Origin of the sequence: Streptomyces sp. NBC_01320, assembly GCF_035974375.1 — a bacterium.
GTDB lineage: Bacteria > Actinomycetota > Actinomycetes > Streptomycetales > Streptomycetaceae > Streptomyces > Streptomyces yanii.
Window position 1 is genome coordinate 7,365,465 of record NZ_CP108390.1, and the last position, 25,850, is coordinate 7,391,314.

The window sequence follows — 25,850 nt, forward strand, 5'->3', positions numbered from 1 at the left end:
CCCACCGATGACCGACACCGCGCACGCCGCCGGACCCGTCCGGCGGCTCGCCGGGATCCTGCACCGACGCCCCCGGCTGCAGCTGTCCCTGCTGCTCTCCGCGCCGCTGGCCTGGCTCGTCCTGGCCTACCTCGGCTCGCTCACCGTGCTGTTCCTGTCCGCGTTCTGGACCACGGACGCCTTCACCTCGAACGTGGTGAAGATCTGGAACACGGACAACTTCACCGCGCTGTTCACCACCGACGTCTACCGGCAGGTCGCCCTGCGCAGTGTCGGCGTCGCCCTCGCGGTCACCGTGCTGTGTGTCCTGATCGCCTTCCCGGTCGCCTTCTACACGGCCCGCATCGCGCAGCCCAGGTGGCGGCCGCTCCTCGTCGTGGCGATCCTCACTCCGCTGTGGGCCAGCTACCTCGTCAAGGCGTACGCCTGGCGTCTCATCCTCGCCCAAGGCGGCCTGCTCGACTGGTTGTTGGGGCCGCTCGGCATCAAGGGGCCCGGTTACGGTCCGACCGCGACCGTCCTGGTGCTGACGTACCTGTGGCTGCCGTACATGGTCCTGCCGATCCACGCCGGACTCGAGCAGCTCCCGGCCAGCCTCCTGGACGCCTCCGCAGACCTCGGCGCCCGCACCGGCAGAACCTTCCGTGCCGTGGTGCTGCCGATGGTCCTTCCGTCCGTCGCGGCCGGCTCGGTCTTCACCTTCTCGCTCAGCCTCGGCGATTACATCGCCGTGCAGATCGTCGGCGGCAAGACCCAGCTCATCGGCAACCTCATCTACTCCAACATCACTCTGGACCTGCCGCTGGCCGCCGCGCTCGGCACGGTGCCGGTGGTCATCATCGTGCTCTATCTGCTCGCGGTGCGTCGCACCGGAGCCCTCAGCAGCCTCTGACGGTCCGCATCGCATCACGCACAGCGAAGGTCCCTACGATGAATCTCTCCCGCCCCGCGCGCATCACCGTGCGCATCGCCGCCGGGCTCGGCTTCGCGGTGATCTACGTCCCGCTGTTCCTGGTCCTCATCAACTCCCTCAACCCGGACCGTAGTTCGGGCTGGCCGCCGCCCGGACTCACCTTCGACTGGTGGGTCGATGCCTGGCACAGCTCCGGCGCCCGCGGCGCGCTGTGGACCTCACTCAAGGCCGGGCTCGGCGCGACCGCGATCGCCCTGGTCCTCGGCACTCTCGTCGCCTTCGCCTGCCAGCGCTACAAGTTCTTCGGACGCGAGGCCATCTCCTTCGTGGTCGTCCTGCCGATCGCGCTGCCCGGCATCGTCACCGGCGTCGCGCTCAACACCGCCTTCCGCACGATCCTCGAACCGCTCGGCGTGGGCCTCGGCCTCTTCACCGTCATCGTCGGACACGCCACCTTCTGCATCGTGGTCGTCTTCAACAACGTGATCGCCCGGCTGCGCCGGATGTCCGGATCGTACGAGGAGGCCGCCATGGACCTCGGGGCGCACACCTTCCGTACGTTCGTCGACGTCACCTTCCCGCTGGTGCGCTCCGCGCTCGTCGCGGGCGGACTCCTCGCCTTCGCACTCTCCTTCGACGAGATCGTCGTGACGACCTTCACCGCAGGGCCCGGCGTCCAGACCCTCCCCGTCTGGATCTTCTCCAACATGGCCCGGCCCCAACAGGCACCCGTCGTCAACGTCGTCGCCGCCGTCCTGGTCCTGCTCTCCGTCATACCGATCTATCTCGCCCAACGGCTGTCGTCGGACACCGCCTCCGGCAGTCGTATCTGAGAGCACACCGAGCGCCGCCTGCGACAGCCTCGGCGCCGGCGGCAGCTGTCTCACCCGGGTGAGTCCGTGACTCGGCGTGTGGAGTGTCGGTGGCGCCCGATACCGTCGAGGCATGTCCAACATGGCGGTCCTCGAAGGGGTCCTGGAGCGGATCACCTACGCGAACGAGGAGAACGGGTACACGGTCGCCCGCGTCGACACGGGTCGGGGTGCGGGTGATCTGCTGACCGTCGTCGGTTCGCTGCTGGGTGCGCAGGTCGGGGAGTCGCTGCGGATGGAGGGGCGCTGGGGCTCGCACTCCCAGTACGGCAAGCAGTTCACGGTGGAGAACTACACGACCGTGCTGCCCGCCACCATCCAGGGCATCCGCCGCTACCTCGGCTCCGGACTGATCAAGGGCATCGGGCCGGTGATGGCCGACCGGATCACCACCCACTTCGGCGTCGACACGCTCGACATCATCGAGCAGCAGCCGAAGCGGCTGGTCGAGGTCCCGGGGCTCGGCCCGAAGCGGACGAAGATGATCGCCGCCGCCTGGGAGGAGCAGAAGGCGATCAAGGAGGTGATGGTCTTCCTCCAGGGTGTGGGCGTCTCCACCTCCATCGCCGTCCGTATCTACAAGAAGTACGAGGACGCCTCGATCTCCGTCGTGAAGAACCAGCCCTACCGGCTGGCCGCCGACGTCTGGGGCATCGGCTTCCTCACCGCGGACAAGATCGCGCAGGCGGTCGGCATCCCGCACGACAGTCCGGAGCGGGTCAAGGCGGGGCTGCAGTACGCGCTGTCGCAGTCCACCGACCAGGGGCACTGCTTCCTCCCGGAGGAGCGGCTGATCGCCGATGCGGTCAAGCTGCTCCAGGTCGATACGGGGCTGGTCATCGAGTGCCTCGCCGAACTGGCCGAGGATCCGGAGGGCGTCGTACGGGAGAAGGTGCCGTCGCCCGAGGGAGGCGAGCCGATAACCGCGATCTACCTCGTACCGTTCCACCGCGCCGAGGTCGCTCTCGCCGCGCAGGTGCAGCGGCTGCTGCGGACCCCCGAGGACCGGCTGCCGGCCTTCCAGGACGTGGACTGGGGCAAAGCCTTGACGTGGCTCGCCGGTCGTACCGGGGCGACGCTCGCCCCCGAGCAGGAGGCGGCCGTACGACTCGCGCTCAGCCGGAAGGTCGCCGTGCTGACCGGCGGACCCGGCTGCGGGAAGTCGTTCACCGTCCGCTCCATCGTCGAGCTGGCCCGGGCCAAGCGCGCAAAGGTCGTTCTGGCCGCGCCCACCGGGCGGGCCGCGAAACGGCTGTCCGAGCTGACCGGCGCCGAGGCGTCCACCGTGCACCGGCTGCTGGAGCTGAAGCCCGGCGGGGACGCGGCCTACGACCGGGACCGTCCGCTGGACGCAGATCTCGTCGTCGTCGACGAGGCGTCGATGCTCGATCTGCTGCTCGCCAACAAACTGTTCAAAGCCGTGGCACCCGGTGCCCATCTGCTGCTCGTCGGGGATGTCGACCAGCTGCCCTCGGTCGGCGCGGGGGAGGTGTTGCGCGACCTGCTCGCCGACGGCGGACCCGTTCCCGCGGTCCGGCTGACGACGATCTTCCGCCAGGCCCAGCAGTCCGGAGTCGTCACCAACGCCCACCGGATCAACTCCGGGACGCCGCCGCTCACCCAGGGCCTGAGCGACTTCTTCCTCTTCGTCGAGGACGAGACCGAGGAGGCGGGCGTCCTCGCCGTGGACGTCGCGGCCCGTCGTATTCCGGCCAAATTCGGCCTCGACCCGAGGCGTGACGTCCAGGTCCTCGCCCCCATGCACCGCGGTCCGGCCGGCGCGGGCACGCTCAACGGACTGCTGCAGCAGGCCATCACCCCGGCCCGCCCCGACCTGCCGGAGAAGCGGATGGGGGGCCGGGTCTTCCGGGTCGGTGACAAGGTCACCCAGATCCGAAACAACTACGACAAGGGGGAGAACGGCGTCTTCAACGGCACGGTCGGCGTTGTCACCGCCCTTGACCTCGATGAACAGCAGCTGACGGTCCTCACCGACGAGGACGAGGAGATCCCGTACGACTTCGACGAGCTGGACGAGCTGGCCCACGCGTACGCCATGACGATCCACCGCTCCCAGGGCAGCGAGTACCCGGCCGTCGTCATCCCCGTCACCAAGAGCGCCTGGATGATGCTCCAGCGGAACCTGCTGTACACGGCCGTGACGAGGGCCAAGAAGCTCGTCGTGCTGGTCGGCTCCCGGCAGGCGATCGGCCAGGCGGTCCGCACGGTTTCCGCAGGCAGACGCTGTACGGCGCTGGATTACCGGCTGAGCGGAAGGTCGGGCGGAGGATCGGCGGAAAAAATGATCGATCAAATCGGTGGCAAACATCACGAGGCCCTTCCGGAACCGGAGTCAAGGGGGCAGGATGAGTAAGTTGGCGGCACTGAGTGCCGCCAGTAGGTCCAATGGACGACCCCGAGTGCACTCTCCTGAGCCAAATGGGGGAGGGTGGAGACAGTCAGGGAACCTCGAAGAAGAGGCACTACGTCGGTGAGGGATGACGTGAGCGACAACTCTGTAGTACTGCGGTACGGCGATGACGAGTACACCTACCCGGTGATCGACAGCACCGTCGGCGACAAGGGCTTCGACATCGGGAAGCTCCGGGCGAATACCGGCCTGGTGACGCTGGACAGCGGATACGGCAACACCGCCGCGTATAAATCCGCCATCACCTACCTCGACGGTGAGCAGGGCATCCTGCGGTACCGCGGCTATCCCATCGAGCAGCTCGCCGAGCGCTCGACGTTCCTCGAGGTCGCGTACACGCTCATCAACGGTGAGCTTCCGAAGGTCGACGAGCTTTCGACCTTCAAGAACGAGATCACCCAGCACACGCTGCTGCACGAGGACGTCAAGCGGTTCTTCGACGGCTTCCCGCGCGACGCCCACCCGATGGCCATGCTGTCCTCGGTCGTCAGCGCGCTGTCCACGTTCTACCAGGACAGCCACAACCCGTTCGACGAGGAGCAGCGCCACCTCTCGACGATCCGCCTGCTGGCCAAGCTGCCGACGATCGCCGCGTACGCGTACAAGAAGTCGATCGGCCACCCCTTCGTCTACCCGCGCAACGACCTCGGGTACGTCGAGAACTTCCTGCGCATGACCTTCTCGGTCCCCGCCCAGGAGTACGAGCTGGACCCGGTCGTCGTCTCCGCGCTCGACAAGCTGCTCATCCTGCACGCGGACCACGAGCAGAACTGTTCGACCTCCACCGTGCGTCTGGTCGGTTCCTCGCAGGCGAACATGTTCGCCTCGATCTCGGCCGGTATCTCGGCACTGTGGGGCCCGCTGCACGGTGGCGCCAACCAGTCGGTGCTGGAGATGCTCGAAGGCATCCAGGCCAACGGCGGCGATGTCGACTCCTTCATCCGCAAGGTGAAGAACAAGGAGGACGGCGTCCGGCTGATGGGCTTCGGCCACCGCGTCTACAAGTCCTTCGACCCGCGCGCCAAGATCATCAAGGCTGCGGCCCACGACGTGCTGTCCGCGCTCGGCAAGTCCGACGAGCTGCTCGACATCGCGCTGAAGCTGGAGGAGCACGCGCTCTCCGACGAGTACTTCGTCTCGCGCAACCTCTACCCCAACGTGGACTTCTACACGGGTCTGATCTACCGGGCCATGGGCTTCCCGACCGAGATGTTCACCGTGCTCTTCGCGCTCGGCCGGCTCCCCGGCTGGATCGCCCAGTGGCACGAGATGATCAAGGAGCCGGGTTCCCGCATCGGCCGCCCGCGCCAGATCTACACCGGCGAGGTCCTGCGCGACTTCGTCCCGGTCGAGGGCCGCTGAATCCCGTAGCACCCTCTGCATCGCCCCGGCCACTGCGGCCGGGCTGCCTTCGCCCCGCGTACCGCGCTTTCGCACAGAGCGCGGTGTCCGGGGCGATTTGCGTATCAGGCCCAGGCCCCAAGGGCTGTCCTGTAGCGAGAAGCGCCCCGCCGCCGATCCCCCCACGGGCCGACAGCGAGGCGCTTCCCATATCCCGGAGCGGATTCCCCCCACGGGATCCGGCCGGGCGTCTGCGGGAGCCGAAGCTCCTGGGTGTTCCTCGGTACTGCTGCACTACGTCACTGCGGTTGCACGTCTCGCGGTCTGCCGGGGTACGTACCTTCGGGAGGGCCGCTCAAAGCTCCCCGGTGCACGTGCCCCGGCCAACGCTTGCCTGAAGCATCCCCCAAGACGCTTCGTCGGACGTCCCCCAAGACATCCTTGGCATCGCACTCTTAGACTCGCGAACCCACCGGATGGTTACCCTGAAACCGATGTGATCTAGATCTCTTTGTGGAAATCATGTGAAGGCGCGCAACCGCAGGCTGTTCGTCACGACGAAGACCGATGAGAAGGCCATCGCCGCTCCGGCAATCATAGGGTTGAGCAGGCCAAACGCCGCAAGGGGTAGGGCGGCAACGTTGTAGCCAAATGCCCAGAAAAGGTTGCCCTTGATCGTGGTCAGGGTGCGCCGGGAGAGCCGGATGGCATCGGCGGCCACCTTGAGATCTCCACGAACAAGGGTCAGATCGCTCGCCTCGATCGCGGCGTCCGTGCCGGTGCCCATGGCCAGTCCGAGGTCGGCGGTGGCGAGGGCCGCCGCGTCGTTGACACCGTCCCCGACCATCGCGACCGAACGTCCCTGAGCCCGGAGCCGCTCGATGACGTGCACCTTCTCCTCGGGGAGCACCTCGGCGTAGACCTCGTCGATGCCGACGGCACGGGCGACGGCGTCCGCCACGGCCCGGTTGTCGCCGGTCAGCAGCACCGGCCTGAGACCGAGGGCGCGCAGCTCGGCGACGGCTGTCGCGCTGGAGTCCTTGATCGCGTCGGCGACCCCGAGAACGCCACGCGCCTCGCCGTCCCAGGCGACGGCGATGGACGTACGTCCCTGGGCCGCCGCGTCCGCGAGGGCGCCGGACAGTGCCTCGGGGACGGTGATCCCGGCGTCGGTGAGCAGCTGGGGGCGTCCGACGAGCACCTGGTGTCCGTCGACGGTGCCGCGTACCCCGAGCCCCGGGACGTTGGTGAAGGTCTGGACGGCGGGGAGCGCGGCCCCGGTGCGTTCGGCGGCGCCGGTGGCGACGGCCTGGGCGATCGGGTGCTCGGAGGCGTGCTCCAGGGCGCCGGCCAGCCGCAGCAGCTGCGCCGCGTCGGTGCCGGGCGCCGCGTGGACGTCCTGGAGGGTCATCCGGCCGGTGGTGACCGTGCCGGTCTTGTCCAGGACGATCGTGTCGATACGCCGGGTGGTCTCCAGGACCTCCGGGCCCTTGATCAGGATGCCGAGCTGCGCGCCGCGCCCCGTACCCACCATGAGCGCGGTGGGGGTGGCGAGGCCGAGCGCGCAGGGGCAGGCGATGATCAGTACGGCGACGGCGGCGGTGAACGAGGCGGTCACGTCGTCCGTGAACAGCAGCCAGACGACCAGGGTGGCCAGCGCGAGCAGCAGGACGACCGGGACGAAGACCGCGGAGATCCGGTCGGCGAGGCGCTGCACCTCGGCCTTTCCGATCTGGGCGTCCTCGACGAGCCTGGCCATCCGGGACAGCTGCGTGTCGGCGCCGACCCGTGTCGCCTCGACGACGATCCGGCCGTCCGCGTTGAGCGTGGCACCGGTGACGGAGTCCCCGACCCCGACCTCGACCGGCACGGACTCGCCGGTGAGCATCGACGTGTCCACGGCGGAGGTGCCCTCGGTGACGGTGCCGTCGGTGGCGATCTTCTCGCCGGGACGGACCACGAAGTGGTCGCCGACGGTGAGCCGGGCGACAGGGATGCGTACTTCGGTGCCGTTCCTGAGGACGGAGACGTCCTTCGCGCCGAGGTGCATCAGCGCACGCAGCGCGGAACCGGCCTTCCGCTTGGACTTCGCCTCCAGATGGCGGCCCAGCAGGATGAAGGTGATGACCCCGGCGGCCACCTCCAGATAGATGGTGGAGGAGCCTTCCCCGAGCTCTCGGCTCCGCTCGAGCAGGGGAGACCCCATTGCGCGTGAGACCGAGAAGTCGAAGCCGTGCCGCATCCCGGTCATGCCCGCGTCCCCGAAGAACAGAGCCCAGAGCGACCAGCCGAACGCGGCAAGCGTGCCGACGGAGACGAGGGTGTCCATGGTGGCCGCGCCGTGCCGGAGGTTGGTCCAGGTGGCGCGGTGGAAGGGCAGTCCGCCCCAGACGACCACGGGTGCGGCGAGGGTGAGGGAGAGCCACTGCCAGTTGTCGAACTGGAGGGACGGGACCATGGCCAGGAGCACGACGGGGGCGGCGAGGACGACCGAGACGATCAGCCGCTGCCGCAGGGCGGCGAGAGCGTCGGCCGCACCGCGCTCGGCTTCGGTTTCCTCCGGCGCGGTGTCGGTGTCCGCCGCCGCTTCGGTTTCCCGGGTCTGTCGGGTCCCTTCGGTCCGTTCGGCCTCGGCGGGGCTGGTGGCCTCGGGCGCCGAGGGCGTTTCCGGGGGCGGCGTCGGTGCGGGCAGTTGTACCGGCTGTGCGGTGTATCCGGTCTTCTCGACCGTGGCGATCAGGTCGGCCAGCCGGGTCCCGGCACCGAACGCGACGCGCGCCTTCTCCGTCGCGTAGTTCACGGACGCGGTGACGCCGTCCATCCGGTTGAGCTTCTTCTCGACGCGGGCCGCGCACGAGGCGCAGGTCATCCCGCCGATCGTGAGTTCCGCTCCCGAACTCACGACTGCCGGGGCTTCGGCCTCTGTAGCGCTGTGCATGTCCGAACTCCTGAAATGCCGACCGGGCCGTGTCCCACCAGTATCTGCTGGTCGGTCCGGCCCGGCGGTGCAAGGGGTGGTGCAGGTGATGCTGACGGTGCGGAGTCTGTGGGGTGTCCGGGTGGGCCCGGACGGCGTTCAGGCCTGGCCGGCGAGCTCGTATCCCGCCTCGTCGACCGCGGCGCGGACGGCGTCCTCGGAGAGCGGCGCCTCGGAGACGACGGTCACCTGTCCGGTGGAGGCCACGGCCTTCACCGAGGTGACGCCCTCGATGCCGGAGATCTCCTCGGAGACGGCGCCCTCGCAGTGCCCGCAGGTCATACCCGTCACCTGGTAGACGGTGGTGACCGCGCCCGCCGGTGCTTCGGTACCCGCACCGTCGTGGCAGGAGCCACCGGGCGAGCAGCAGGAGCCGGTGGCCTGGGGGAGCTGGGTCTCGGTGGTCATGGTGTTCTCCTCTTCGACGCGTACAGCTGCAGTGTGGCGCCAGGGAGCCCCGGGAAGGCCGGTGCGCCCCGACAGATGGCAACTCTATACCCCTAGGGGGTATGAACGCGAGAGGGGGTGATGTCGCTTCGTGCGCTATCGGCCATTCGGCGGAGCGGTGGCCGGGGTGGCCGAGGGGGCCCGGTCGCCGACCAGCGGCTCCAGATAGCGGAGGAGCACGGTCTTCAACTCCTTGATGTATGCCTCCCGCTCCTTGCCCTCGTGGGCCATGATCACGTCGAGTCCCGCCTTGAAGAGGATGAAGATCATGGTGGCGATGCGGGTGATCTCGGCGGGCGGCGTGTCAGGGAGGTAGCCACCGAGGATGGCCTCGACCCGGGAGAGCATCGTCGTGTGCAGGGTGTCGTGCTCGCGGATGATCACGCCGGGGATCTCGGAGCCGTGCATCAGGACGGTGAAGGCCGGATTCTCGCAGTTGAACGTGATCAGCGGGTCGAGGGTGGCGTCCAGCATCCGGTCGAGGGGGAGTGCCAGATTGTCCGGCAGGAAGGCCGCTCCGTACGTCTCGCGCCAGCGCCCCAGCAGCTGGTCGCCGAGTTCGACGGCGATGGCCTCCTTGTTCGGGAAGAACTGGTAGAGCGTGCCGGGCGAGACGCCGGCCTCGCGGGCGATGGCGTTGGTGCTCGCGGCGGTGTAGCCGGTCGCGCAGAAGACGCTGGCGGCCGCTTTGAGGAGCTGAGCGATGCGGGCTTCGCCGCGGGCCTGGCGGCGGCGCGGCCGGCCGGCGGTGGTGCCCGCGCTCCCGGCGGCGCGTGCGGCCTTGGTGGTGCCCTTCCCCTCGGTGGCGCCCGCGTCCCCGGTGGTGCCCTTCCTCCCGGCGGCTCCGGCGGCTCCGGATCTGGCCTCCGACACGGTAATCCCCAGCTTTCCTCACGCGTTTGACAAACGCGAGTGGGCGCTCGCATTCTTGTGGAACGCGAGCGATGACTCGTGTTTGCCAGTGTATGTGGCAACGAGTGACCCATGCTGCCCTGTGCCGCCCGGGTCTGGGGGAAGGGGACACCGCACCATGCCTCAAGTCAACCGCTCGGAGCGCCTGGGGGGCTGGACCCGGTTCGTCACCGCGCGACCACGGCTCGCGCTGCTGGCCGCCCTGGTGATCACGGCACTCGCGGTGTTCGTGGGCAGCGGCGTCGCCGACCGGATGGGCAGCGGTGGCTGGGAGGCCCCCGATGCCGAGTCCACTTATACGACCAAGGCGCTGGAGCGCGAGTTTCCCGCGTCCCAGCCCAACCTTCTGCTGCTGGTCGACAGCGGCAGCACTTCTGTCGACGACCCCGCGGTGGCCGCCGAGGCCGCACGGCTCACCGAGGAGCTGGCTGCGGAGAAGGACATCACGGGCGTCGGTTCGTACTGGCAGAGCAAGTCGCCCGGGCTCCGCGCCAAGGACGGGCGGGAGGCATTGATCGCGGCCAGGATCGAGGGCCACGACAAGGCGGTGGGCGAGGTCCTGGACCGGATAGCCCCCACCTACCGAGGGGCGCACGGCCCGGTGAAGGTCTCGGTCGGCGGCCCCGTCGCCGTACGCCACGAGATGCAGACGATCATCCAGGAGGACCTGCTGCGGGCCGAGATGATCGCCCTTCCGGTCACGCTGGTGCTGCTGGTCATGGTCTTCGGCAGCGCGATCGCGGCCCTGCTGCCACTCGGCGTCGGCATCGTCGCGATCCTGGGGACCAACGCCGTACTGCGGGGCATCACCGAATTCGCCGACGTCTCGGTCTTCGCCCAGAACCTCACCACGGCCCTCGGCCTCGGGCTCGCCATCGACTACGCCCTGTTCATCGTGCGCCGGTTCCGCGAGGAGCTCGCAGCGGGAGCGGACACGCGGGCGGCGGTGGGCACGACGCTGCGCACCGCGGGGCGCACGGTGCTGTTCTCCGCGCTGACCGTGGCGGTCTCGCTGGCCGCGATGCTGGTCTTCCCGCAGTACTTCCTGCGCTCGTTCGCCTATGCGGGGATCGCCGTGGTTCTGCTGGCCGCCGCTGCCGCGCTGATCCTGCTGCCGGCCGCGCTGGTGCTTCTCGGTCCTCGGGTCAACTCCCTGGACCTGCGCCGGCTGCTGCGCCGCCGGGGGAGCGAGGCGCACCACGAGCCGGACGCGTCGGGCAGGGGATGGGGGCGGTTCGCGACCCTGGTGATGCGCCGGGCGCCGGTCTTCGCCGTCCTCACCACGGTGGGCCTGGTCCTGCTCGGACTGCCGTTCCTCGGGGTGAAGTTCGGTACGGCGGACGACCGCCAGCTGCCCGCAGGTGCCGAGTCGCATGTCGTCCAGCAGCACATACGGGACGGTTTCCCCGGCAGCCCCGGCGGCGGCCTCGAAGTCCTCGCGGAGGGCAGCGCGACGCCCGCCCAGTACGCCGACTACCGGAACAGGATCACTGCGCTCCCCGGCGTGCTCCGAGTCGACGGACCGGTGACGGAGGGGCGGTCCGCATACTTCAGCGTGCTGCCCAAGGGGGAGGCCGTGGGGGAGGAGTCCCAGCAGCTCGTACGCGAGCTCCGGGCCCAGCCCGCCCCGTTCGACACCTCGGTGACGGGCACGGCGGCGGTCCTCGTCGACTCCAAGGACGCCATCGCGGACCGGCTGCCGTGGGCGATGGGCATCATCGTCTTCGTGACGCTGCTGCTGGTCTTCCTGCTCACAGGCAGCGTGCTCATCCCGCTCCAGGCAGTGGTGCTCAACGCTCTGAGCCTTACAGCGATGTTCGGAGCGGTCGTCTGGGTCTTCCAGGACGGGCATCTGTCCGGACTGCTCTCCTTCACCAGTACAGGGGACATAGAGACGACCTTGCCCGTACTGATGTTCTGCGTCGCCTTCGGACTCTCCATGGACTACGGGGTGTTCCTGCTCTCCCGGATCAAGGAGGAGTACGACCGCACCGGAGACCACGAGCATTCGGTGACCTTCGGGCTGAGGCACACCGGTGGACTGATCACTGCGGCGGCCGTGATCCTCGCGGTGGTGATGGTCGCCATCGGTACGTCGCGGGTGACCAACACGAAGATGCTGGGCCTCGGTATCGCGCTGGCCGTGCTGATGGACGCCATGGTGGTGCGGAGCCTGCTGGTGCCGTCCGTGATGAAGCTGATGGGCCGGGTGACCTGGTGGGCACCCGCACCGCTGCGGGCCTTCCACCAGAGGTTCGGGCTGAGCGAAGGCGGGCCCGCACCGGTCCTCGCCGAGGACATGTCCGCAGCCGCTCCCGATCGGGACAAGATCAGCACCGGGGCGTAGATTCGACGGTCCGACGAGTGCTTCGACGGACAGCACGGGTGGCGGTCCGGCCGGCGGGCGGAACGAAGGGCGGGATGATGAAGGCAGTGGTGTTCGAGGAGTTCGGGCAGGACGCCGGGGTGCAGGATGTACCGGATCCGGTCCCCTCCGAGCAGGGTGTCGTCGTTCGAGTCGAGGCGACCGGGCTGTGCCGCAGCGACTGGCACGGCTGGATGGGCCACGACCCGGACATCACCCTGCCGCATGTGCCGGGCCACGAACTCGCCGGTGTGGTCGAGGAGGTGGGGCGGGGCGTTGTCAACTGGCGGCCCGGCGACCGGGTCACCGTGCCCTTCGTCTGCGCCTGCGGGCGCTGCCCCGCCTGTGCGGCCGGGGCCCAGCAGGTCTGTGAGCGGCAGACCCAGCCGGGCTTCACCCACTGGGGCTCGTTCGCCCAGTACGTGGCTCTGGAACAGGCCGACGTCAATCTGGTCGCCGTGCCGGAGGGGCTGTCGTTCGCCACGGCAGCCGGTCTGGGGTGCAGGTTCGCGACGGCGTTCCGGGCCGTCGTCGGCCAGGGGCGGGTGGCGCCGGGCGAGTGGGTCGCGGTGCACGGCTGCGGCGGGGTCGGACTGTCCGCCGTCATGATCGCGGTGGCGTGCGGGGCGCGGGTGGTCGCGGTCGACGTCTCGGCTCGCGCGCTCGAACTCGCCCGGTCGTTCGGGGCGGCGGCGTGCGTGGACGCGTCCGCGCACCCGGGAGGGGCGGACGAAGCAGTGCGCGAACTGACCGCAGGCGGAGCGCATCTGTCACTCGACGCGCTGGGCTCACCGGTCACCTGTGCCGCCTCGGTCCGCAGCCTGCGGTGGCAGGGGCGCCATGTCCAGGTGGGACTGCTGCCCACGGTGGCCGGTGACCCCGTTGTCCCCATGGCGCGGGTGATCGGTCAAGAACTGGAGATCCTCGGCAGCCACGGAATGGCCGCGCACGACTACCCGCCGATGATGGACATGGTGCGGGCCGGCACTCTGCGCCCCGACCTGCTGGTGACGTCCACCATCCCGCTGGACGCGGCACCGGCGGCACTCGCCGCGATGGGGAAGACGCCAGGGGGCAGGAGTGACGATCATCGACCCCATGAAGTAGCCCGGCCGGCCGAGGGCCGGGCGCCACGGGAACCAGGCACGGACGGAGGCCCCGTGCGGCGCCAGTGGGAGCCGGCCGTCGTACGGGGCCTGGAACGGACGGAGGAGGGGGAGAGCGTCAGCCCTTGCGGCCCCGGTTGCTCGGGCGGGCAGCGACCCAGGCGCGGACAGTGTCCGCGTACCAGTAGGGCTTACCACTCTCCACATGGTCGGGTGCGGGAAGAAGACCGTGCTTGCGGTACGAGCGAACGGTTTCCGGCTGCACCCGGATGTGCGCGGCAATGTCCTTGTAGGACCAGAGCCTTCTGTCCGTCATAAGTGACACCTCTCTGCGCCGCGGCGGCAGCCGGGGGCTGTCGGGGGCACTGCGGCACGGACGCTGACGATCACTCAGCCTGTGTCCGGTGAACGACACGGAGTGACGGGCGGCGAGGGGCTGTCGAGCGCCTGTGACGGAAGACCCGCGTAACGCAGACATGTGTGACGAGGGGGTGATATCTGTGACAGAAGGCGTGCATGGGGCCGGAGGCGGCTAAGGCCGACCGGCAAATGGAGGGCGGCGTCGCGGGGTCCGGCACGCACAGCTGCGGTTTTGTCGTCAGTCAGCAACTCCCCCGTAGCCCTGAAGGGGCAGGGGGGACCCCCTTCGTGTTGCCTCCCTCCTCCGCCTTGCAGCTGCACGCAGCGGACCCCGCTCCTTCTCCCGCCCTCCATTTGCCGGTCGGTCTATGCGTGCCAGAGTGCGGACCAGGTCTGCGGACCGACCAGGCCGTCCGGGACGAGTGGCGGGTGGTCCGCCTGGAAACGCAGAACAGCGGCGAGGGTCGTCGTCCCGAAGGTGCCGTCGACGGCGCTCCACGGCAGATAGCGACGGTTGGCCAGAAGGCACTGCACCTCGGAGACGCGTTCGCCCTGTTCGCCGAAGAAGGTCAGCTGGTTGCCGTCGTAGAACACGCAGGCCGCGCCGGGCGAGAGGAGCGACTGCTCCGGGGCGCGCCCGGCGGCCGAGGCGCCGGGCGCGGCGGTGAGGGTGGCGGCCAGGGCGAGTGCGGCCAGGGCCGAGGCCCCAGCCGTCCTGGCGGAGAGAGACATCTTGCGGATCACGGTGAGTTGCTCCTCGTGCGGTCACGGGGTGCGGAAGGGACCGCACCCGCTTCTCTCCGAGCACAACACCGCACACCGCCCGGACGTCACATCCGTGCCCGGTTCGGTGTGTCCTGCTCGGGTGTGGGTGTCTGCGCCGGGGTGCCGCAGGAGCGAAGGAAGGCGCGGGTGCGGCGGGCGATCGGCAGTGGCTTGTCGGGCGGGCACGGATACATGTCCTGCTCGACGATCGCGAACAGGTCGACGTCCAGCCGGCGGGCCGCGTCCAGCACGGGACCCAGGGCGGGTAGACCGTTCGGTGGTTCGCACATGACGCCCCGTGCCACGGCCGGCCCGAACGGCACCTCGTCCGCCACGACTTCGGCCAGGACGTCCGGATCGACCTGCTTGAGGTGCAGATAGCCGATCCGCTCGCCGTAGGTCTCGATCAGCTTGACGCTGTCCCCGCCGCAGTAGGCGTAGTGGCCGGTGTCGAGACAGAGCGAGACCAGGTCGGGATCGGTGGCGTCGAGGAACCGGTTGACGTTCTCCTCGCTGTCGATGTGGGTGTCGGCATGGGGGTGGACGACGATCCGCAGTCCGTAACGGTCCCGCACCTCGCGGCCCAGCCGCTCCGTCTGCGTGGTGAGGTGGCGCCACTGTTCCGCGGTGAGGGTGCGGTCCTCAAGGATCTCGCCCGTCTTGTCGTCGCGCCAGAACGACGGAATGACCACCAGATGCCCGGCGCCCATCGCCTGGGTGAGTGCCGCGATGTCGGCGACATGCGCCCAGGTCCGTTCCCAGACGTCCGGGCCGTGGTGCAATCCGGTGAAAACGGTGCCCGCGGAGACGGTGAGTCCGCGGCGGCCGGTCTCCTCGGCGAGGTGGGCCGGATCGGTCGGGAGATAGCCGTACGGGCCCAGCTCGATCCACTCGTAACCCGCCTCGGACACCTCGTCGAGGAAGCGCTGCCACGGCACTTGACGGGGATCGTCGGGGAACCAGACCCCCCAGGAGTCGGGTGCCGAGCCGATACGGATGCGGGCCGGAGCGGAAGCGGAGGAGGTCATGCGGCCAAGAATTCGGCGCCGGAACACGAGTGTCAAGAGTACGTCCGTATGTCCGGACAAAATGTTGACAGGGTTCCTGAGAGAGGGCTAGACCTGGGGGCAGCCGCTCCGGTCGCCGGTCGAAGGGATGCGTATGCCTGAGATGTACGACGTGATCACCATGGGGCGGATCGGGGTGGATCTCTACCCCCTGGAGACCGGACGTCCGCTGGCTCAGGTCGACACGTTCGGGAAGTTCCTCGGCGGCTCACCGACCAATGTGGCTGTTGCGGCCGCCCGGCTCGGTCGGCGGACGGCGGTGGTGACACGCACCGGCCGGGACGCGTTCGGGGACTATCTCCACCAGCAGTTGCGGGAGTTCGGGGTGGACGACCGTTGGGTGACGCCTGTCGACGCGTATCCGACTCCGGTGACCTTCTGCGAGATCTTTCCGCCGGACGACTTCCCGCTCTACTTCTACCGCCTGCCCAAGGCGCCCGACCTGGAGATCCACGAAGCGGAACTCGACCTGGACGCGATCCGGGCGGCCCGGGTCTTCTGGATGACCGGCACCGGACTGTGCGCGGAACCCAGTCGCACGGCGACGCTGGCGGCGTTGCGGGCCAGAGGCGGGGCGCGGGTGGAGTCCGGCAGCGAGCGAGGCCTCGCACGAGGTCGCTGCACGGTCTTCGACCTGGACTGGCGCCCGATGTTCTGGGCCGACGAGCCCGATCGCCCCGGCGCGGACCACCTCGTCCACCCCACGGCCACCGCGCGCTACCGCGAGGCCCTCGCCCACGCCACCGTCGCCGTCGGCAATCTCGACGAGTGCCGGATCGCCACCGGGGAACGCGAGCCGTATGCGGCCGCCCACGCCCTGCTCGCCGCCGGGGTCGAGCTCGCGGTCGTCAAGCAGGGCCCCAAGGGCGTCCTCGCCGTCCACCGGGACGGCACCGTCGCCGACGTCCCGCCCCTGCCCGTGGACGTCGTCAACGGTCTCGGCGCCGGAGACGCCTTCGGCGGGGCGCTCTGCCACGGGCTGCTCGCGGGCTGGGAGACCGAGCGCATCATGCGGTACGCCAACGCAGCCGGTGCCATCGTCGCCTCCCGGCTCGCCTGTTCGCCCGCCATGCCCTTCCCCCACGAGGTGGAAGAGGCACTCGTCCGTGGCGCCGTCACCACCGGCGAACCCGGAACCGGGCCCGGGGCGGTCTCATGACGCCCGCGGCCTCCTCCGTCGCCGACCTCGTACGGCTGCGCGTGCGCCACCCCGAAGCCGTCGCCGAGGCCGCCGCCCGCCGCCGCAGACGGCCCCTCGTCGGCGACACCGGGCGCCTGATGATCATCGCGGCGGACCATCCTGCCCGCGGCTCCTTCGCCGTCGGCGGGCACGAACTGGCCATGGCCAACCGGTTCGAGCTCCTGGAGCGGCTCTGCGTCGCCCTCTCCCGCCCCGGCGTCGACGGTGTCCTCGGTACCGCCGACATCCTCGACGACCTGCTGCTCCTCGGCGCGTTGGAGGACAAGGTCGTCATCGGCTCGATGAACCGCGGTGGACTCGCGGGCGCCTCCTTCGAACTCGACGACCGCTTCACCGGCCACCGGCCCGACGACCTCGCCCGGCTCGGCTTCGACGCGGGCAAGCTGCTGCTCCGCATCGACTACGACGACCCCGGTTCCCTCGACACCATGTACGCCACCGCCCGCGCCATCGACGCCATGGCCGCGCACCGGCTGCCGGTCTTCGTCGAGCCGTTCCTCTGCCGCCGGATCGACGGCAAGGTCCGCAACGACCTCGGAGAGGCCGCGGTGACCACGTCGATCGCCATCGCCTCGGGGCTCGCGGGGACCTCCGCGTACACCTGGCTCAAGGTCCCCGTCACCGAGAACCCCGACGACATGGCGCGCGTGATGGAGACATCGACGCTGCCTGCCGTGCTGCTGGGCGGCGAGGTGGGCGGTGACCAGGAGGGCGCGTACGAGAAATGGCGTGGCGCGCTGCGACTTCCCACCGTTCAGGGGCTGGTGGTGGGGAGGTCGCTGCTCTATCCGGTCGACGGGGATGTGGCCGGTGCCGTCGACACGGCCGTGGCACTGCTGTAGCGAGTGGACAGGGAGGGGTAGGGAGAAGGCATGACGACGGACCATGAGGAACGCGTACGGGAACGGCCGCGGCACCGGTGGCATCTGCCCGCGGGCAGCGCGGCGGAGGGACCGTACGCCCTGGACATCGATCCGAAGCGGGCCGACTGGGACCGGTCGAGCCTGCGTGTGGTGGAGCTGCGGCCCGGTGGTGTTCACACACTTGTCACCGGGGAGAGTGAGTGGATCGTCCTGCCGTTGACCGGTGGCTGTACGGTGCACACCTCAGGTGAGATCTTTGAACTGCTGGGCCGGGAAAGCGTGTTCAGCGGGGTGTCCGACTTCGCCTACGTACCACGTGACGCCCATGCGCAGATCGCCTCCGGCGCAGGAGGCCGCTTCGCCCTGGCAGGAGCGAAGTGCGAGCGACGACTCCCCGCTCGCTACGGCCCCGCGCCGGAGGTACCCGTCGAGCTGCGCGGCTCCGGGACCTGCTCGCGCCAGGTCAACAACTTCGCCGCCGCCGACACGTTCGAGTGCGACCGGCTGATTGCCGTCGAGGTCCTCACCCCCGGCGGCAACTGGTCCTCGTATCCGCCGCACAAACATGACGAGCACCGCCCCGGAGCCGAGTCGGTCCTCGAAGAGATCTACTACTTCGAGATCGAGGAGCGGGGCGGCACGGCCGGGTTCGGCTATCACCGTGTCTCCCCGTCCCGGCCCGGCGGCACGGATGTCCTCGCCGAGGTCCGCAGCGGCGACGCGGTCCTGATCCCCGACGGCTGGCACGGCCCGTCCATCGCCGCCCCAGGCCACAGCATGTACTACCTCAATGTGATGGCCGGCCCGGGGCAGCGGGAGTGGCTGATCAGCGACCACCCCGATCACGGCTGGATCCGCGACACCTGGCCGGCGCAGCTGGTCGACCCGCGGCTCCCGCTCCACGGACCCTCCGGAATCTCCGGTCAGGAGGCATCCCGATGAGCACCCGCAGGCTCACCACCGCCCAGGCCCTGGTCTCCTTCCTCACCCGCCAGTACACCGAGCGTGACGGCCGGCGGCAGCGTCTGATCAGCGCCACCTGGGGCATCTTCGGCCACGGCAACGTCGCCGGAATCGGCCAGGCGCTGCTGGAGACCGGGCCCTCCATGCCCTACCTCCAGGGCCGCAACGAGCAGTCCATGGTGCACGCCGCCGTCGGGTACGCCCGTCAGTCCGGCCGGCTCTGCGCACACGCCGTCACCACATCCATCGGCCCCGGCGCCACCAACCTCGTCACCGGTGCCGCCCTCGCCACGATCAATCACCTCCCCGTCCTGCTGCTCCCCGGCGACACCTTCGCGACCCGTCCCGCCGACCCCGTCCTGCAACAGCTCGAAGTCCCGTCCGCCGGCGATGTCTCCGTCAACGACTGTCTGCGCCCCGTCTCCCGCTACTTCGACCGGATCACCCGCCCCGAGGCGCTCGTCCCGGCCGCCCTCCAGGCGATGCGGATCCTCGCCGACCCGGCGGAGACCGGTGCCGTCACACTCGCGCTGCCGCAGGACGTACAGGCGGAGGCGTACGACTGGCCGGAGGCGTTCTTCGCCGAGCGCATCTGGTACGTACGCCGGCCCGCGCCCGACGCCCATGAGCTGGAGCAGGCGGTACGAGCCGTGCGCACCGCCCGCCGGCCACTGATCGTCGCAGGCGGCGGCGTCCATCACAGCGCCGCCGAGGAGACCCTCGCCGCGTTCGCCGCCGCCACCCGGATCCCGGTCGCCTCCACCCAGGCGGGCAAGGGCTCGCTGCGCCACGACCACCCCGCCGATGTCGGCGGCATCGGCCCGACCGGCACCGCGGCCGCCGACGAGCTGGCCCGCAGCGCCGACCTGGTCATCGGCATCGGCACCCGCTACTCCGACTTCACCACCGCCTCCGCCACCCTCTTCTCCAACCCGGCGGTGCGCTTCCTCAACCTCAACATCACCGGCTTCGACGCCCACAAGCTCGCCGCACTCCCGCTCGTCGCCGACGCCCGCACCGCCCTCGAAGCGCTGAGCGGGGCCCTGAACGGGCGCAACTACCGCGTCGACCCGGCGTACGAGACCGAGTGCACCGAGGCGAAGGAGCGCTGGGAGCAGCGCGTCGACGCCGCGTTCGCCGCCGACGACCCCCACGCCCGGCCCACCCAGGCCCAGGTCCTCGGCCTGCTCGACACCCTGGTGACCGACGACGACATCCTGATCAACGCCGCGGGCTCGCTCCCCGGCGACCTGCACAAGCTGTGGCGGACCCGCTCCCGACGCCAGTACCACGTGGAGTACGGCTACTCCTGCATGGGATACGAGATCCCGGCCGCGATCGGCGTACAGCTGGCCGCCCCCGGCCGTCCCGTCTGGGCGCTCGTCGGCGACGGCACGTACCTGATGAACCCCACCGAGATCGTCACCGCCGTGCAGGAGAACCTCCCGATCAAGGTCGTCGTCCTGCAGAACCACGGCTACGCCTCCATCGGCGGGCTCTCCGAGACGGTCGGCGGCGAACGCTTCGGCACGGCCTACCGGCACCGGAGCGCCGACGGGAGTTTCACCGGTCCCCCGCTGCCTGTCGATCTCGCCGCCAACGCGGCCTCCCTCGGAATGCGGGTGCTGCGCGCGAAGACCGTCCATGACCTGCGCGAAGCCCTCACCGAGGCGCGGAGCGCGGACCGCCCCACTTGTGTCTACGTCGAGACCGAAACGGCAGACACAGTGTCGGGCCCGCCTCCGGCGCAGGCGTGGTGGGATGTTCCTGTAGCCGAAACGGCCACCCGCCCGTCGGCGGTAAAAGCCCGGGAAGACTACGACCGGCAAGTCGCAGCCCGACGCCGCCACCTCTGAAGGCCTGAAGGAGTTTCGTAATGAAGACCGTCAACCACTGGATCGGTGGCAAGACCGTCGAGGGCACGTCGGGCAACTACGGCCCGGTCACCGACCCGGCCACCGGCGCCGTCACCACCCAGGTCGCGCTCGCCTCCCTCGAAGAGGTCGACGCCGCGGTCGCCGCAGCGAAGGACGCGTACGCCACGTGGGGCACGTCCTCGCTGGCCGCCCGCACCGCCGTCCTCTTCCGCTACCGCGCGCTGCTCGACGCCCACCGCGACGACATCGCCGCGCTGATCACCGCCGAGCACGGCAAGGTGCACTCCGACGCGCTCGGCGAGGTCGCCCGCGGTCTGGAGATCGTCGAGCTGGCCTGCGGCATCACGACCCAGCTCAAGGGCGAGCTGTCCACCCAGGTCTCCAGCCGGGTCGACGTCTCCTCGATCCGTCAGTCGCTCGGTGTCGTCGCGGGCATCACGCCGTTCAACTTCCCGGCCATGGTGCCGATGTGGATGTTCCCGCTGGCCATCGCGTGCGGCAACACGTTCGTCCTCAAGCCCAGCGAGAAGGACCCGTCGGCCGCCAACCTGCTGGCCGAGCTGGCCGCCGAGGCCGGTCTGCCGGACGGCGTGCTGAACGTCCTGCACGGCGACAAGGTCGCGGTCGACGGGCTGCTGAACCACCCGGACGTCGCCGCGGTCTCCTTCGTCGGCTCGACCCCGATCGCCCGCTACATCCACACCACCGCCTCCGCCAACGGCAAGCGCGTCCAGGCGCTCGGCGGTGCGAAGAACCACATGCTGGTCCTGCCCGACGCGGACCTCGACGCCGCCGCCGACGCCGCGGTCTCCGCCGCCTACGGCTCCGCCGGTGAGCGCTGCATGGCGATCTCCGCGGTCGTCGCGGTGGGCGCCATCGGTGACGAGCTCGTCGCCAAGATCAAGGAGCGGGCCGAGAAGATCAAGATCGGTCCCGGCAACGACCCGACGTCCGAGATGGGTCCGCTGATCACCGCGGCCCACCGCGACAAGGTCGCCTCGTACGTCACCGGCGCGGCGGCCCAGGGCGCCCAGGTCGTCCTCGACGGCACCGGCCACACCGTCGACGGCTTCGAGGGCGGCCACTGGATCGGTCTCTCCCTCCTCGACCACGTGTCCACCGACTCGGACGCGTACAAGGACGAGATCTTCGGCCCGGTGCTCTGCGTTCTGCGCACCGAGACGTACGAGGAGGGCGTCGCCCTCATGAACGCCTCGCCGTTCGGTAACGGCACCGCGATCTTCACGCGCGACGGCGGCGCCGCCCGCCGCTTCCAGCTGGAGATCGAGGCCGGCATGGTCGGCGTCAACGTGCCGATCCCGGTGCCGGTGGGCTACCACTCCTTCGGTGGCTGGAAGGACTCGCTCTTCGGCGACCACCACATCTACGGCAACGACGGCGTGCACTTCTACACCCGTGGCAAGGTCGTCACCACCCGCTGGCCGGACCCGGCGGACGCCCCGGCGGGCGTGGACCTGGGCTTCCCGCGCAACCACTGATCGCCACCGGTTCCGCCGCTCTTCCGCGCCGACGGCCCGTACGGAAGCTGTATCCGTACGGGCCGTCGGCATGCACGGAAGCCGTATCCGGCTGCCCGGCCCGCTCTCACATGCGCCGCAGGCCCACGTACTGGAGCGCACCCATGGCCGCCACCGTCAGGCCCTGGAACACGATCCACCCGTTGCCGGCGCCCGTCGCCGTCAGCGCGTCCACGAGCACGATCACGACACTTGCCACGGCCCAGGCCACGTTCAGGCCGATGACGACGGCGACCGCGCCGCGGCTGATGCGCTCCTGACGGGAGACGACCAGCACCCACAGGGCGTACACGGTGAGGAACACGCCCACCGCGTACTGCACGGACGGAGGCACGCCGAGGAACGAGTCCAGGACCGTGGCCAGCGCGAGGTAGCCGATGCCGTTCGCACCGGTGAGGACCACGTCCGCCACGAGGGCCAGGCGGAGAAGGCCATCGGAACGGGCGGCACCCGTCGACGGGACCGTACCCACGTTCTGGGACGACATCATGAGGTCTTCCTTTCGTTGTCATGCGGTCACGCGGGCAACAAGCCGCCGCCGGTCCGCGCGGCCGAGGCAGGAGGGCCCCGGACGGCGTCGTTCCCGGTGGAACGCACGCCCGTACAGGGACGGTATGGACGGAGGGCGGAGGCGCTCAATTACCTCCCGGGTAATGGCCGGTCGTCCCATCGGCCGCTCAGCGACCCACCACCTGTGCCGGATCGGGGCCGAGCCCGGAAAGCCGAAGGGGGAGCCGCGGCGGCTCCCCCTTCGGCTCACGGCGTCACCGTGTGGCGTCCGCGGCCCTCTCGGCAGGGGCCGCCTCGGCGATCATCCGCGCCATCGGAACGGCGCCCACCCGGCCCGAGACCAGGAACGCGAACACCATCGTCGCCACCATGATCACCGTGCCGAGCCACACCATCGTCTCGACCGGCACGGTGTACGCCCCAACCGTCCGCACCACACACTCACCCAGCAGCGCCGCACCCCACACCGCCGAGAACCGCGCTTCCGCCCGCCGGAACACCGCCGACTCCGCGGACAGCCACTGCCATGCGGTGTCCTTGGCCGCATCCCCCTTGACCAGCCACGGTCGCACCGCCGCGCTCATCATCGGCTGCCCCTTCCACGCGGTCACCAGGACGACGAGCCCGATGATGCTGCTCACCCCGCTGTCCTTGGCGAGCATCAGCCGCGGGTCACCGACCATCAGGCTCGTCAGCAGTCCGACCACGTTGACGGTCACCATCAGCGCCGCCAGGCCATTGAGCCGGCGCCTGCGCGCCACTCCCCACACGGTCCGGACGACCGGCACCGCGCTGCTCCAGGCCAGCGCCGCGAACGTCCCCGTGCCCGCTGCCTTCAGCGCGTAGTACGAGACGAGCGGCACGCCCACATCCACGAGCAGCGGCAGCACACTGTCGAGCAGCGCGCTGCGGGGAGCGGACGGGGCGGCGACCGGAGCATCTGCGACAGGGGCGGTGGCTGTGGCGGCCGGGCTGCTCATGACGGGTTCCTCTCCCGTATCGGCGGACGCATTCGCGGTCCCGCTCTCGGTACGTACAGACTGGCCGCCGGGGCCCGATGCCCGGCAGAGCCGCGTGTACCGAGGTCCGTGTGACGAATGTCAGTCCCGGCCGATGACACCCCGGACAGCGGGCTGCGAATCCGGGGCCCGCACGTGCCCATAACTCGATCGCCGAGCCCGTTCGGCGGGTGATGTGATGAGGCCATGACCGCCCCGACCAGGCCACAGCACGAGATCCGCGCCCAGTACACGGACACGACCGTCACCGTCTACCAGGCGTACACCCCGTCCATCGGCCTTCCCGCCGCACGTGACGGCCGCTTCCCTGCGGCCTGGAAGCGCGACCGCATGACGTGGATCAAGCCGAGCTTCCTGTGGATGATGTACCGCTGCGGCTGGGGCACGAAGGAGGGCCAGGAGACCGTCCTGGCGGTGGAGATCACCCGCGAGGGCTTCGCCTGGGCCCTGAACCATGCCGAACTCTCGCACTACGTCAGGGGAGTTCACCCGGACCGGGCCACCTGGCAGCGCAGCCTGCGCCGTTCCCCGGCCCGCGTCCAGTGGGACCCCGAACGCGACCTCCGGCTGAACCCGCTCCCGTACCGCTCCCTGCAGCTGGGGCTCGGCGCAGAAGCTGCGCGGCGGTACGCGGACGAGTGGACGGTCTCGATCCGTGACGTGACCCCGCTCGCCCGGGAGATCCACGGCCATGTGCGGGAGGGCCGGCTCGACGAGGCGAGGGCTCTGCTGCCGGCCGAGTCGCCGTACCGGACGGACGCGACGCCGCCCAGGGGCTGACCCGACCTGCACGACCTGGCATTCTGCACGTGTCCGCCGGGCCCCGAACGCGGAGACCGGTCAGGGAAGAGGGACGAGGGGAGACAGCCGTGGAACCCACGCCTGCCCGGGAGCGGCACGACGCGCTTCCCGAAGGGCTCGCCGAGGCGATTCGCGACACCGCCGAGGAGATAGCGGCGCTGCTGCGCGGCCGCATGGACACGAGCGTGCCCGTCCCCGGATCCGAGTGGACGCTCGGTGAGGCGGCAGCCCATCTGGCGCAGGCCAACGAGCTGATGGCGGAGGTCGCCGCGGGCCACGAGCGCAGCTACGGCGACGGCACGCCGCAGAGCCTGGCCGCGGCCAACGAGCGCGCCCTCGCCGGGTTCGAGGAGCGTGGGGCGGATCCGCTGGCCGCAATGATCGTGGCGCAGGCGGCCGCCTTCCTCCGGGCCGCGGAACACCGAGCGCCGGACGAGCCGGTGGAGACGCCGCTGGGCTCGATGGATCTCGCGGCGCTCGGCTCGTACCTGCTCACCCACATGCTCGGCCACGGCTACGATCTCGCCCGCGCGCTCGGCCGTCCGCACATGCTCGACCGCACCCGGGTCGAGCTGTCGATGCCCTTCATGCTCACGGTCATGCCACGAGTCGTCTCCGCCGCATCCGCCGGGCTGGCCGCCCGCTTCGACATCCGTCTGCGTGGCGGCTCGCGGTTCGGGGTGATCGTCACCGACGGCGCGGTGACCGTCGAGCGCGGGCCGGTGAGCCGCCCGGACTGCACGATCCTCATCGAGCCGGTCACGTTTCTGCTGATCGCCCTCGGCCGCTGCGATCCCTGGGGCGCCATCGCCCGTGGCCGCGTGCTCACCTGGGGCCGCAAGCCCTGGCTCGCACCCCGCTTCCCGACCTTGTTCACTGCTCCCTGAGGCAGCCGAGCTCACGGCCCGTCAGCCGGGCGAGGGCCGTGGCGTCGGAGGCGGCCGGCACGCGCGGGCTCTCCCGGTCCGATTACGCGGATGCGTCGAACTTCCAGGTCAGCATCGCGAATCGGCCGTCGTCACCCGCCCCCGCCGACCGGTACGTCGCGAGGGCGGCCTCGTTGTCGAGGTCCACACCCACCCACATGTCGTAGCAGCCGCGCTCCCGGGCGACGGCGGCCAGCGCCTCGGTCAGGGCGCGCCCGATGCCGCGCCGGCGGCAGGGCCCGTCGACCGAGAGCTCGTAGAGGCACATCTCCGTGCCCTTGTCCGGGTGGGTCATCTCGATGCCGGAGACGAAACCGGCAGGCACCCCGTCCACATAGGCGATCACCATCAGATGGCCGTCGGAGGCGAGGAACCGTTCCGCCCATTCCTGGCGCGCCGGACCGTCGTACAGGTGCTGGGCTGCGGTGAGTTCGGCGACGGTCGTCGCGCGTCGGATCTCCACGTGGTTGTCCATCGGGAACCTTTCGGGAGCCTTTGGGAGGCGGGCCGGGCGCAGGCATACCGCGTATGGAGTACGGCAGGGGAGCACCGTACGCCGGAAGGAGGCCGAACAGTTCCCCCTCGTGGCAGCCCGG

21 protein-coding genes and 1 pseudogene are annotated in these 25,850 nt (G+C 70.1%); 13 read left to right on the plus strand and 9 right to left on the minus strand.

The window, feature by feature from the left end:
* The first annotated feature begins 7 nt into the window (after positions 1-7).
* From OG395_RS33525 to OG395_RS33540, 4 genes are all read left to right on the plus strand, one after another.
* The gene (locus OG395_RS33525) at positions 8-892 is read left to right on the plus strand and encodes an ABC transporter permease (protein ID WP_327246258.1); all 885 of its coding nucleotides are present in this window, start codon (positions 8-10) and stop codon (positions 890-892) included.
* A 38-nt stretch (positions 893-930) separates the two neighbouring features.
* Positions 931-1,746: an ABC transporter permease gene (locus OG395_RS33530; protein ID WP_327246259.1), complete on the plus strand. Its 816-nt coding sequence runs from the start codon at positions 931-933 to the stop codon at positions 1,744-1,746.
* 112 nt (positions 1,747-1,858) lie between these two features.
* On the plus strand, positions 1,859-4,159 hold the full coding sequence (gene recD2 / locus OG395_RS33535) for an SF1B family DNA helicase RecD2 (protein WP_327246260.1): 2,301 nt from the start codon (positions 1,859-1,861) through the stop codon (positions 4,157-4,159).
* A gap of 129 nt (positions 4,160-4,288) precedes the next feature.
* On the plus strand, positions 4,289-5,578 hold the full coding sequence (locus OG395_RS33540; protein WP_327246261.1) for a citrate synthase: 1,290 nt from the start codon (positions 4,289-4,291) through the stop codon (positions 5,576-5,578).
* 499 nt (positions 5,579-6,077) lie between these two features.
* Here OG395_RS33540 and OG395_RS33545 read toward each other — a convergent pair whose 3' ends face one another.
* The 3 genes from OG395_RS33545 to OG395_RS33555 form a co-directional block, all read right to left on the minus strand.
* Positions 6,078-8,495, minus strand: coding sequence for a heavy metal translocating P-type ATPase (locus OG395_RS33545; RefSeq protein ID WP_327246262.1), 2,418 nt, complete (start codon positions 8,493-8,495; stop codon positions 6,078-6,080).
* Between the two features lie 138 nt (positions 8,496-8,633).
* Positions 8,634-8,942, minus strand: coding sequence for a heavy-metal-associated domain-containing protein (locus OG395_RS33550; RefSeq protein WP_327246263.1), 309 nt, complete (start codon positions 8,940-8,942; stop codon positions 8,634-8,636).
* 135 nt (positions 8,943-9,077) lie between these two features.
* Positions 9,078-9,854: a TetR family transcriptional regulator gene (locus OG395_RS33555; protein ID WP_442818627.1), complete on the minus strand. Its 777-nt coding sequence runs from the start codon at positions 9,852-9,854 to the stop codon at positions 9,078-9,080.
* A 157-nt stretch (positions 9,855-10,011) separates the two neighbouring features.
* Between OG395_RS33555 and OG395_RS33560 the strand changes: the two genes are divergently transcribed.
* The gene (locus tag OG395_RS33560) at positions 10,012-12,240 is read left to right on the plus strand and encodes an MMPL family transporter (protein ID WP_327246264.1); all 2,229 of its coding nucleotides are present in this window, start codon (positions 10,012-10,014) and stop codon (positions 12,238-12,240) included.
* Between the two features lie 77 nt (positions 12,241-12,317).
* Positions 12,318-13,365, plus strand: a pseudogene (locus OG395_RS33565) (zinc-dependent alcohol dehydrogenase family protein).
* Positions 13,366-13,482: 117 nt separating this feature from the next.
* Here the strand turns inward: OG395_RS33565 and OG395_RS33570 are convergent.
* The 3 genes from OG395_RS33570 to OG395_RS33580 form a co-directional block, all read right to left on the minus strand.
* The gene (locus tag OG395_RS33570) at positions 13,483-13,680 is read right to left on the minus strand and encodes a helix-turn-helix transcriptional regulator (RefSeq protein ID WP_037694159.1); all 198 of its coding nucleotides are present in this window, start codon (positions 13,678-13,680) and stop codon (positions 13,483-13,485) included.
* Between the two features lie 410 nt (positions 13,681-14,090).
* Positions 14,091-14,468, minus strand: coding sequence for a peptidoglycan-binding domain-containing protein (locus tag OG395_RS33575; protein WP_266985486.1), 378 nt, complete (start codon positions 14,466-14,468; stop codon positions 14,091-14,093).
* 86 nt (positions 14,469-14,554) lie between these two features.
* Complete coding sequence (locus OG395_RS33580) at positions 14,555-15,517, minus strand: sugar phosphate isomerase/epimerase family protein (RefSeq protein ID WP_327246265.1); 963 nt, start codon at positions 15,515-15,517, stop codon at positions 14,555-14,557.
* 133 nt (positions 15,518-15,650) lie between these two features.
* On the opposite strand from OG395_RS33580, the gene iolC reads away from it, so the two are divergent.
* Genes iolC through mmsA form a run of 5 tightly spaced genes read left to right on the plus strand, consistent with a single transcriptional unit; the run spans position 15,651 to position 21,959 of the window.
* Entirely contained in the window at positions 15,651-16,715 is a 1,065-nt protein-coding gene (gene iolC, locus OG395_RS33585) for a 5-dehydro-2-deoxygluconokinase (RefSeq protein ID WP_327246266.1), read from the plus strand.
* Positions 16,712-17,599, plus strand: a complete 888-nt coding sequence (locus tag OG395_RS33590) for a Cgl0159 family (beta/alpha)8-fold protein (protein WP_327246267.1) — start codon at positions 16,712-16,714, stop codon at positions 17,597-17,599. Before iolC ends, OG395_RS33590 begins: the two co-directional genes overlap by 4 nt.
* A gap of 30 nt (positions 17,600-17,629) precedes the next feature.
* Positions 17,630-18,562, plus strand: coding sequence for a 5-deoxy-glucuronate isomerase (gene iolB / locus OG395_RS33595; RefSeq protein ID WP_327246268.1), 933 nt, complete (start codon positions 17,630-17,632; stop codon positions 18,560-18,562).
* Positions 18,559-20,439 (plus strand): 3D-(3,5/4)-trihydroxycyclohexane-1,2-dione acylhydrolase (decyclizing), encoded by a 1,881-nt coding sequence (iolD, locus tag OG395_RS33600; RefSeq protein ID WP_327246269.1) that lies wholly within the window; start codon positions 18,559-18,561, stop codon positions 20,437-20,439. Before iolB ends, iolD begins: the two co-directional genes overlap by 4 nt.
* A gap of 20 nt (positions 20,440-20,459) precedes the next feature.
* On the plus strand, positions 20,460-21,959 hold the full coding sequence (gene mmsA, locus OG395_RS33605; RefSeq protein WP_266985498.1) for a CoA-acylating methylmalonate-semialdehyde dehydrogenase: 1,500 nt from the start codon (positions 20,460-20,462) through the stop codon (positions 21,957-21,959).
* Between the two features lie 106 nt (positions 21,960-22,065).
* On the opposite strand, the gene OG395_RS33610 is transcribed toward mmsA, so the two are convergent.
* Both OG395_RS33610 and OG395_RS33615 read right to left on the minus strand, forming a co-directional pair.
* The gene (locus OG395_RS33610) at positions 22,066-22,488 is read right to left on the minus strand and encodes a hypothetical protein (protein WP_327246270.1); all 423 of its coding nucleotides are present in this window, start codon (positions 22,486-22,488) and stop codon (positions 22,066-22,068) included.
* Between the two features lie 274 nt (positions 22,489-22,762).
* The gene (locus OG395_RS33615) at positions 22,763-23,488 is read right to left on the minus strand and encodes a VC0807 family protein (protein WP_327246271.1); all 726 of its coding nucleotides are present in this window, start codon (positions 23,486-23,488) and stop codon (positions 22,763-22,765) included.
* Positions 23,489-23,713: 225 nt separating this feature from the next.
* Here OG395_RS33615 and OG395_RS33620 point away from each other — a divergent pair, with 225 nt between their 5' ends.
* On the plus strand, positions 23,714-24,307 hold the full coding sequence (locus tag OG395_RS33620) for a DUF4291 domain-containing protein (protein WP_327246272.1): 594 nt from the start codon (positions 23,714-23,716) through the stop codon (positions 24,305-24,307).
* Between the two features lie 89 nt (positions 24,308-24,396).
* Entirely contained in the window at positions 24,397-25,215 is an 819-nt protein-coding gene (locus tag OG395_RS33625; RefSeq protein WP_327246273.1) for a maleylpyruvate isomerase family mycothiol-dependent enzyme, read from the plus strand.
* An 82-nt stretch (positions 25,216-25,297) separates the two neighbouring features.
* On the opposite strand, the gene OG395_RS33630 is transcribed toward OG395_RS33625, so the two are convergent.
* Complete coding sequence (locus tag OG395_RS33630) at positions 25,298-25,717, minus strand: GNAT family N-acetyltransferase (RefSeq protein WP_327249536.1); 420 nt, start codon at positions 25,715-25,717, stop codon at positions 25,298-25,300.
* Positions 25,718-25,850: the final 133 nt, after the last annotated feature.

Coding starts and splice junctions, on each gene's coding strand:
- OG395_RS33560 (WP_327246264.1), top strand. CDS start 10,012: ATGCCTCAAGTCAACCGCTCGGAGCGCCTGGGGGGCTGGACCCGGTTC.
- iolD (WP_327246269.1), top strand. CDS start 18,559: ATGAGCACCCGCAGGCTCACCACCGCCCAGGCCCTGGTCTCCTTCCTC.
- OG395_RS33525 (WP_327246258.1), top strand. CDS start 8: ATGACCGACACCGCGCACGCCGCCGGACCCGTCCGGCGGCTCGCCGGG.
- OG395_RS33615 (WP_327246271.1), bottom strand. CDS start 23,488: ATGAGCAGCCCGGCCGCCACAGCCACCGCCCCTGTCGCAGATGCTCCG.
- OG395_RS33545 (WP_327246262.1), bottom strand. CDS start 8,495: ATGCACAGCGCTACAGAGGCCGAAGCCCCGGCAGTCGTGAGTTCGGGA.
- OG395_RS33570 (WP_037694159.1), bottom strand. CDS start 13,680: ATGACGGACAGAAGGCTCTGGTCCTACAAGGACATTGCCGCGCACATC.
- mmsA (WP_266985498.1), top strand. CDS start 20,460: ATGAAGACCGTCAACCACTGGATCGGTGGCAAGACCGTCGAGGGCACG.
- OG395_RS33580 (WP_327246265.1), bottom strand. CDS start 15,517: ATGACCTCCTCCGCTTCCGCTCCGGCCCGCATCCGTATCGGCTCGGCA.
- OG395_RS33530 (WP_327246259.1), top strand. CDS start 931: ATGAATCTCTCCCGCCCCGCGCGCATCACCGTGCGCATCGCCGCCGGG.
- OG395_RS33590 (WP_327246267.1), top strand. CDS start 16,712: ATGACGCCCGCGGCCTCCTCCGTCGCCGACCTCGTACGGCTGCGCGTG.
- iolB (WP_327246268.1), top strand. CDS start 17,630: ATGACGACGGACCATGAGGAACGCGTACGGGAACGGCCGCGGCACCGG.
- OG395_RS33620 (WP_327246272.1), top strand. CDS start 23,714: ATGACCGCCCCGACCAGGCCACAGCACGAGATCCGCGCCCAGTACACG.
- OG395_RS33610 (WP_327246270.1), bottom strand. CDS start 22,488: ATGATGTCGTCCCAGAACGTGGGTACGGTCCCGTCGACGGGTGCCGCC.
- OG395_RS33550 (WP_327246263.1), bottom strand. CDS start 8,942: ATGACCACCGAGACCCAGCTCCCCCAGGCCACCGGCTCCTGCTGCTCG.
- iolC (WP_327246266.1), top strand. CDS start 15,651: ATGCCTGAGATGTACGACGTGATCACCATGGGGCGGATCGGGGTGGAT.
- recD2 (WP_327246260.1), top strand. CDS start 1,859: ATGTCCAACATGGCGGTCCTCGAAGGGGTCCTGGAGCGGATCACCTAC.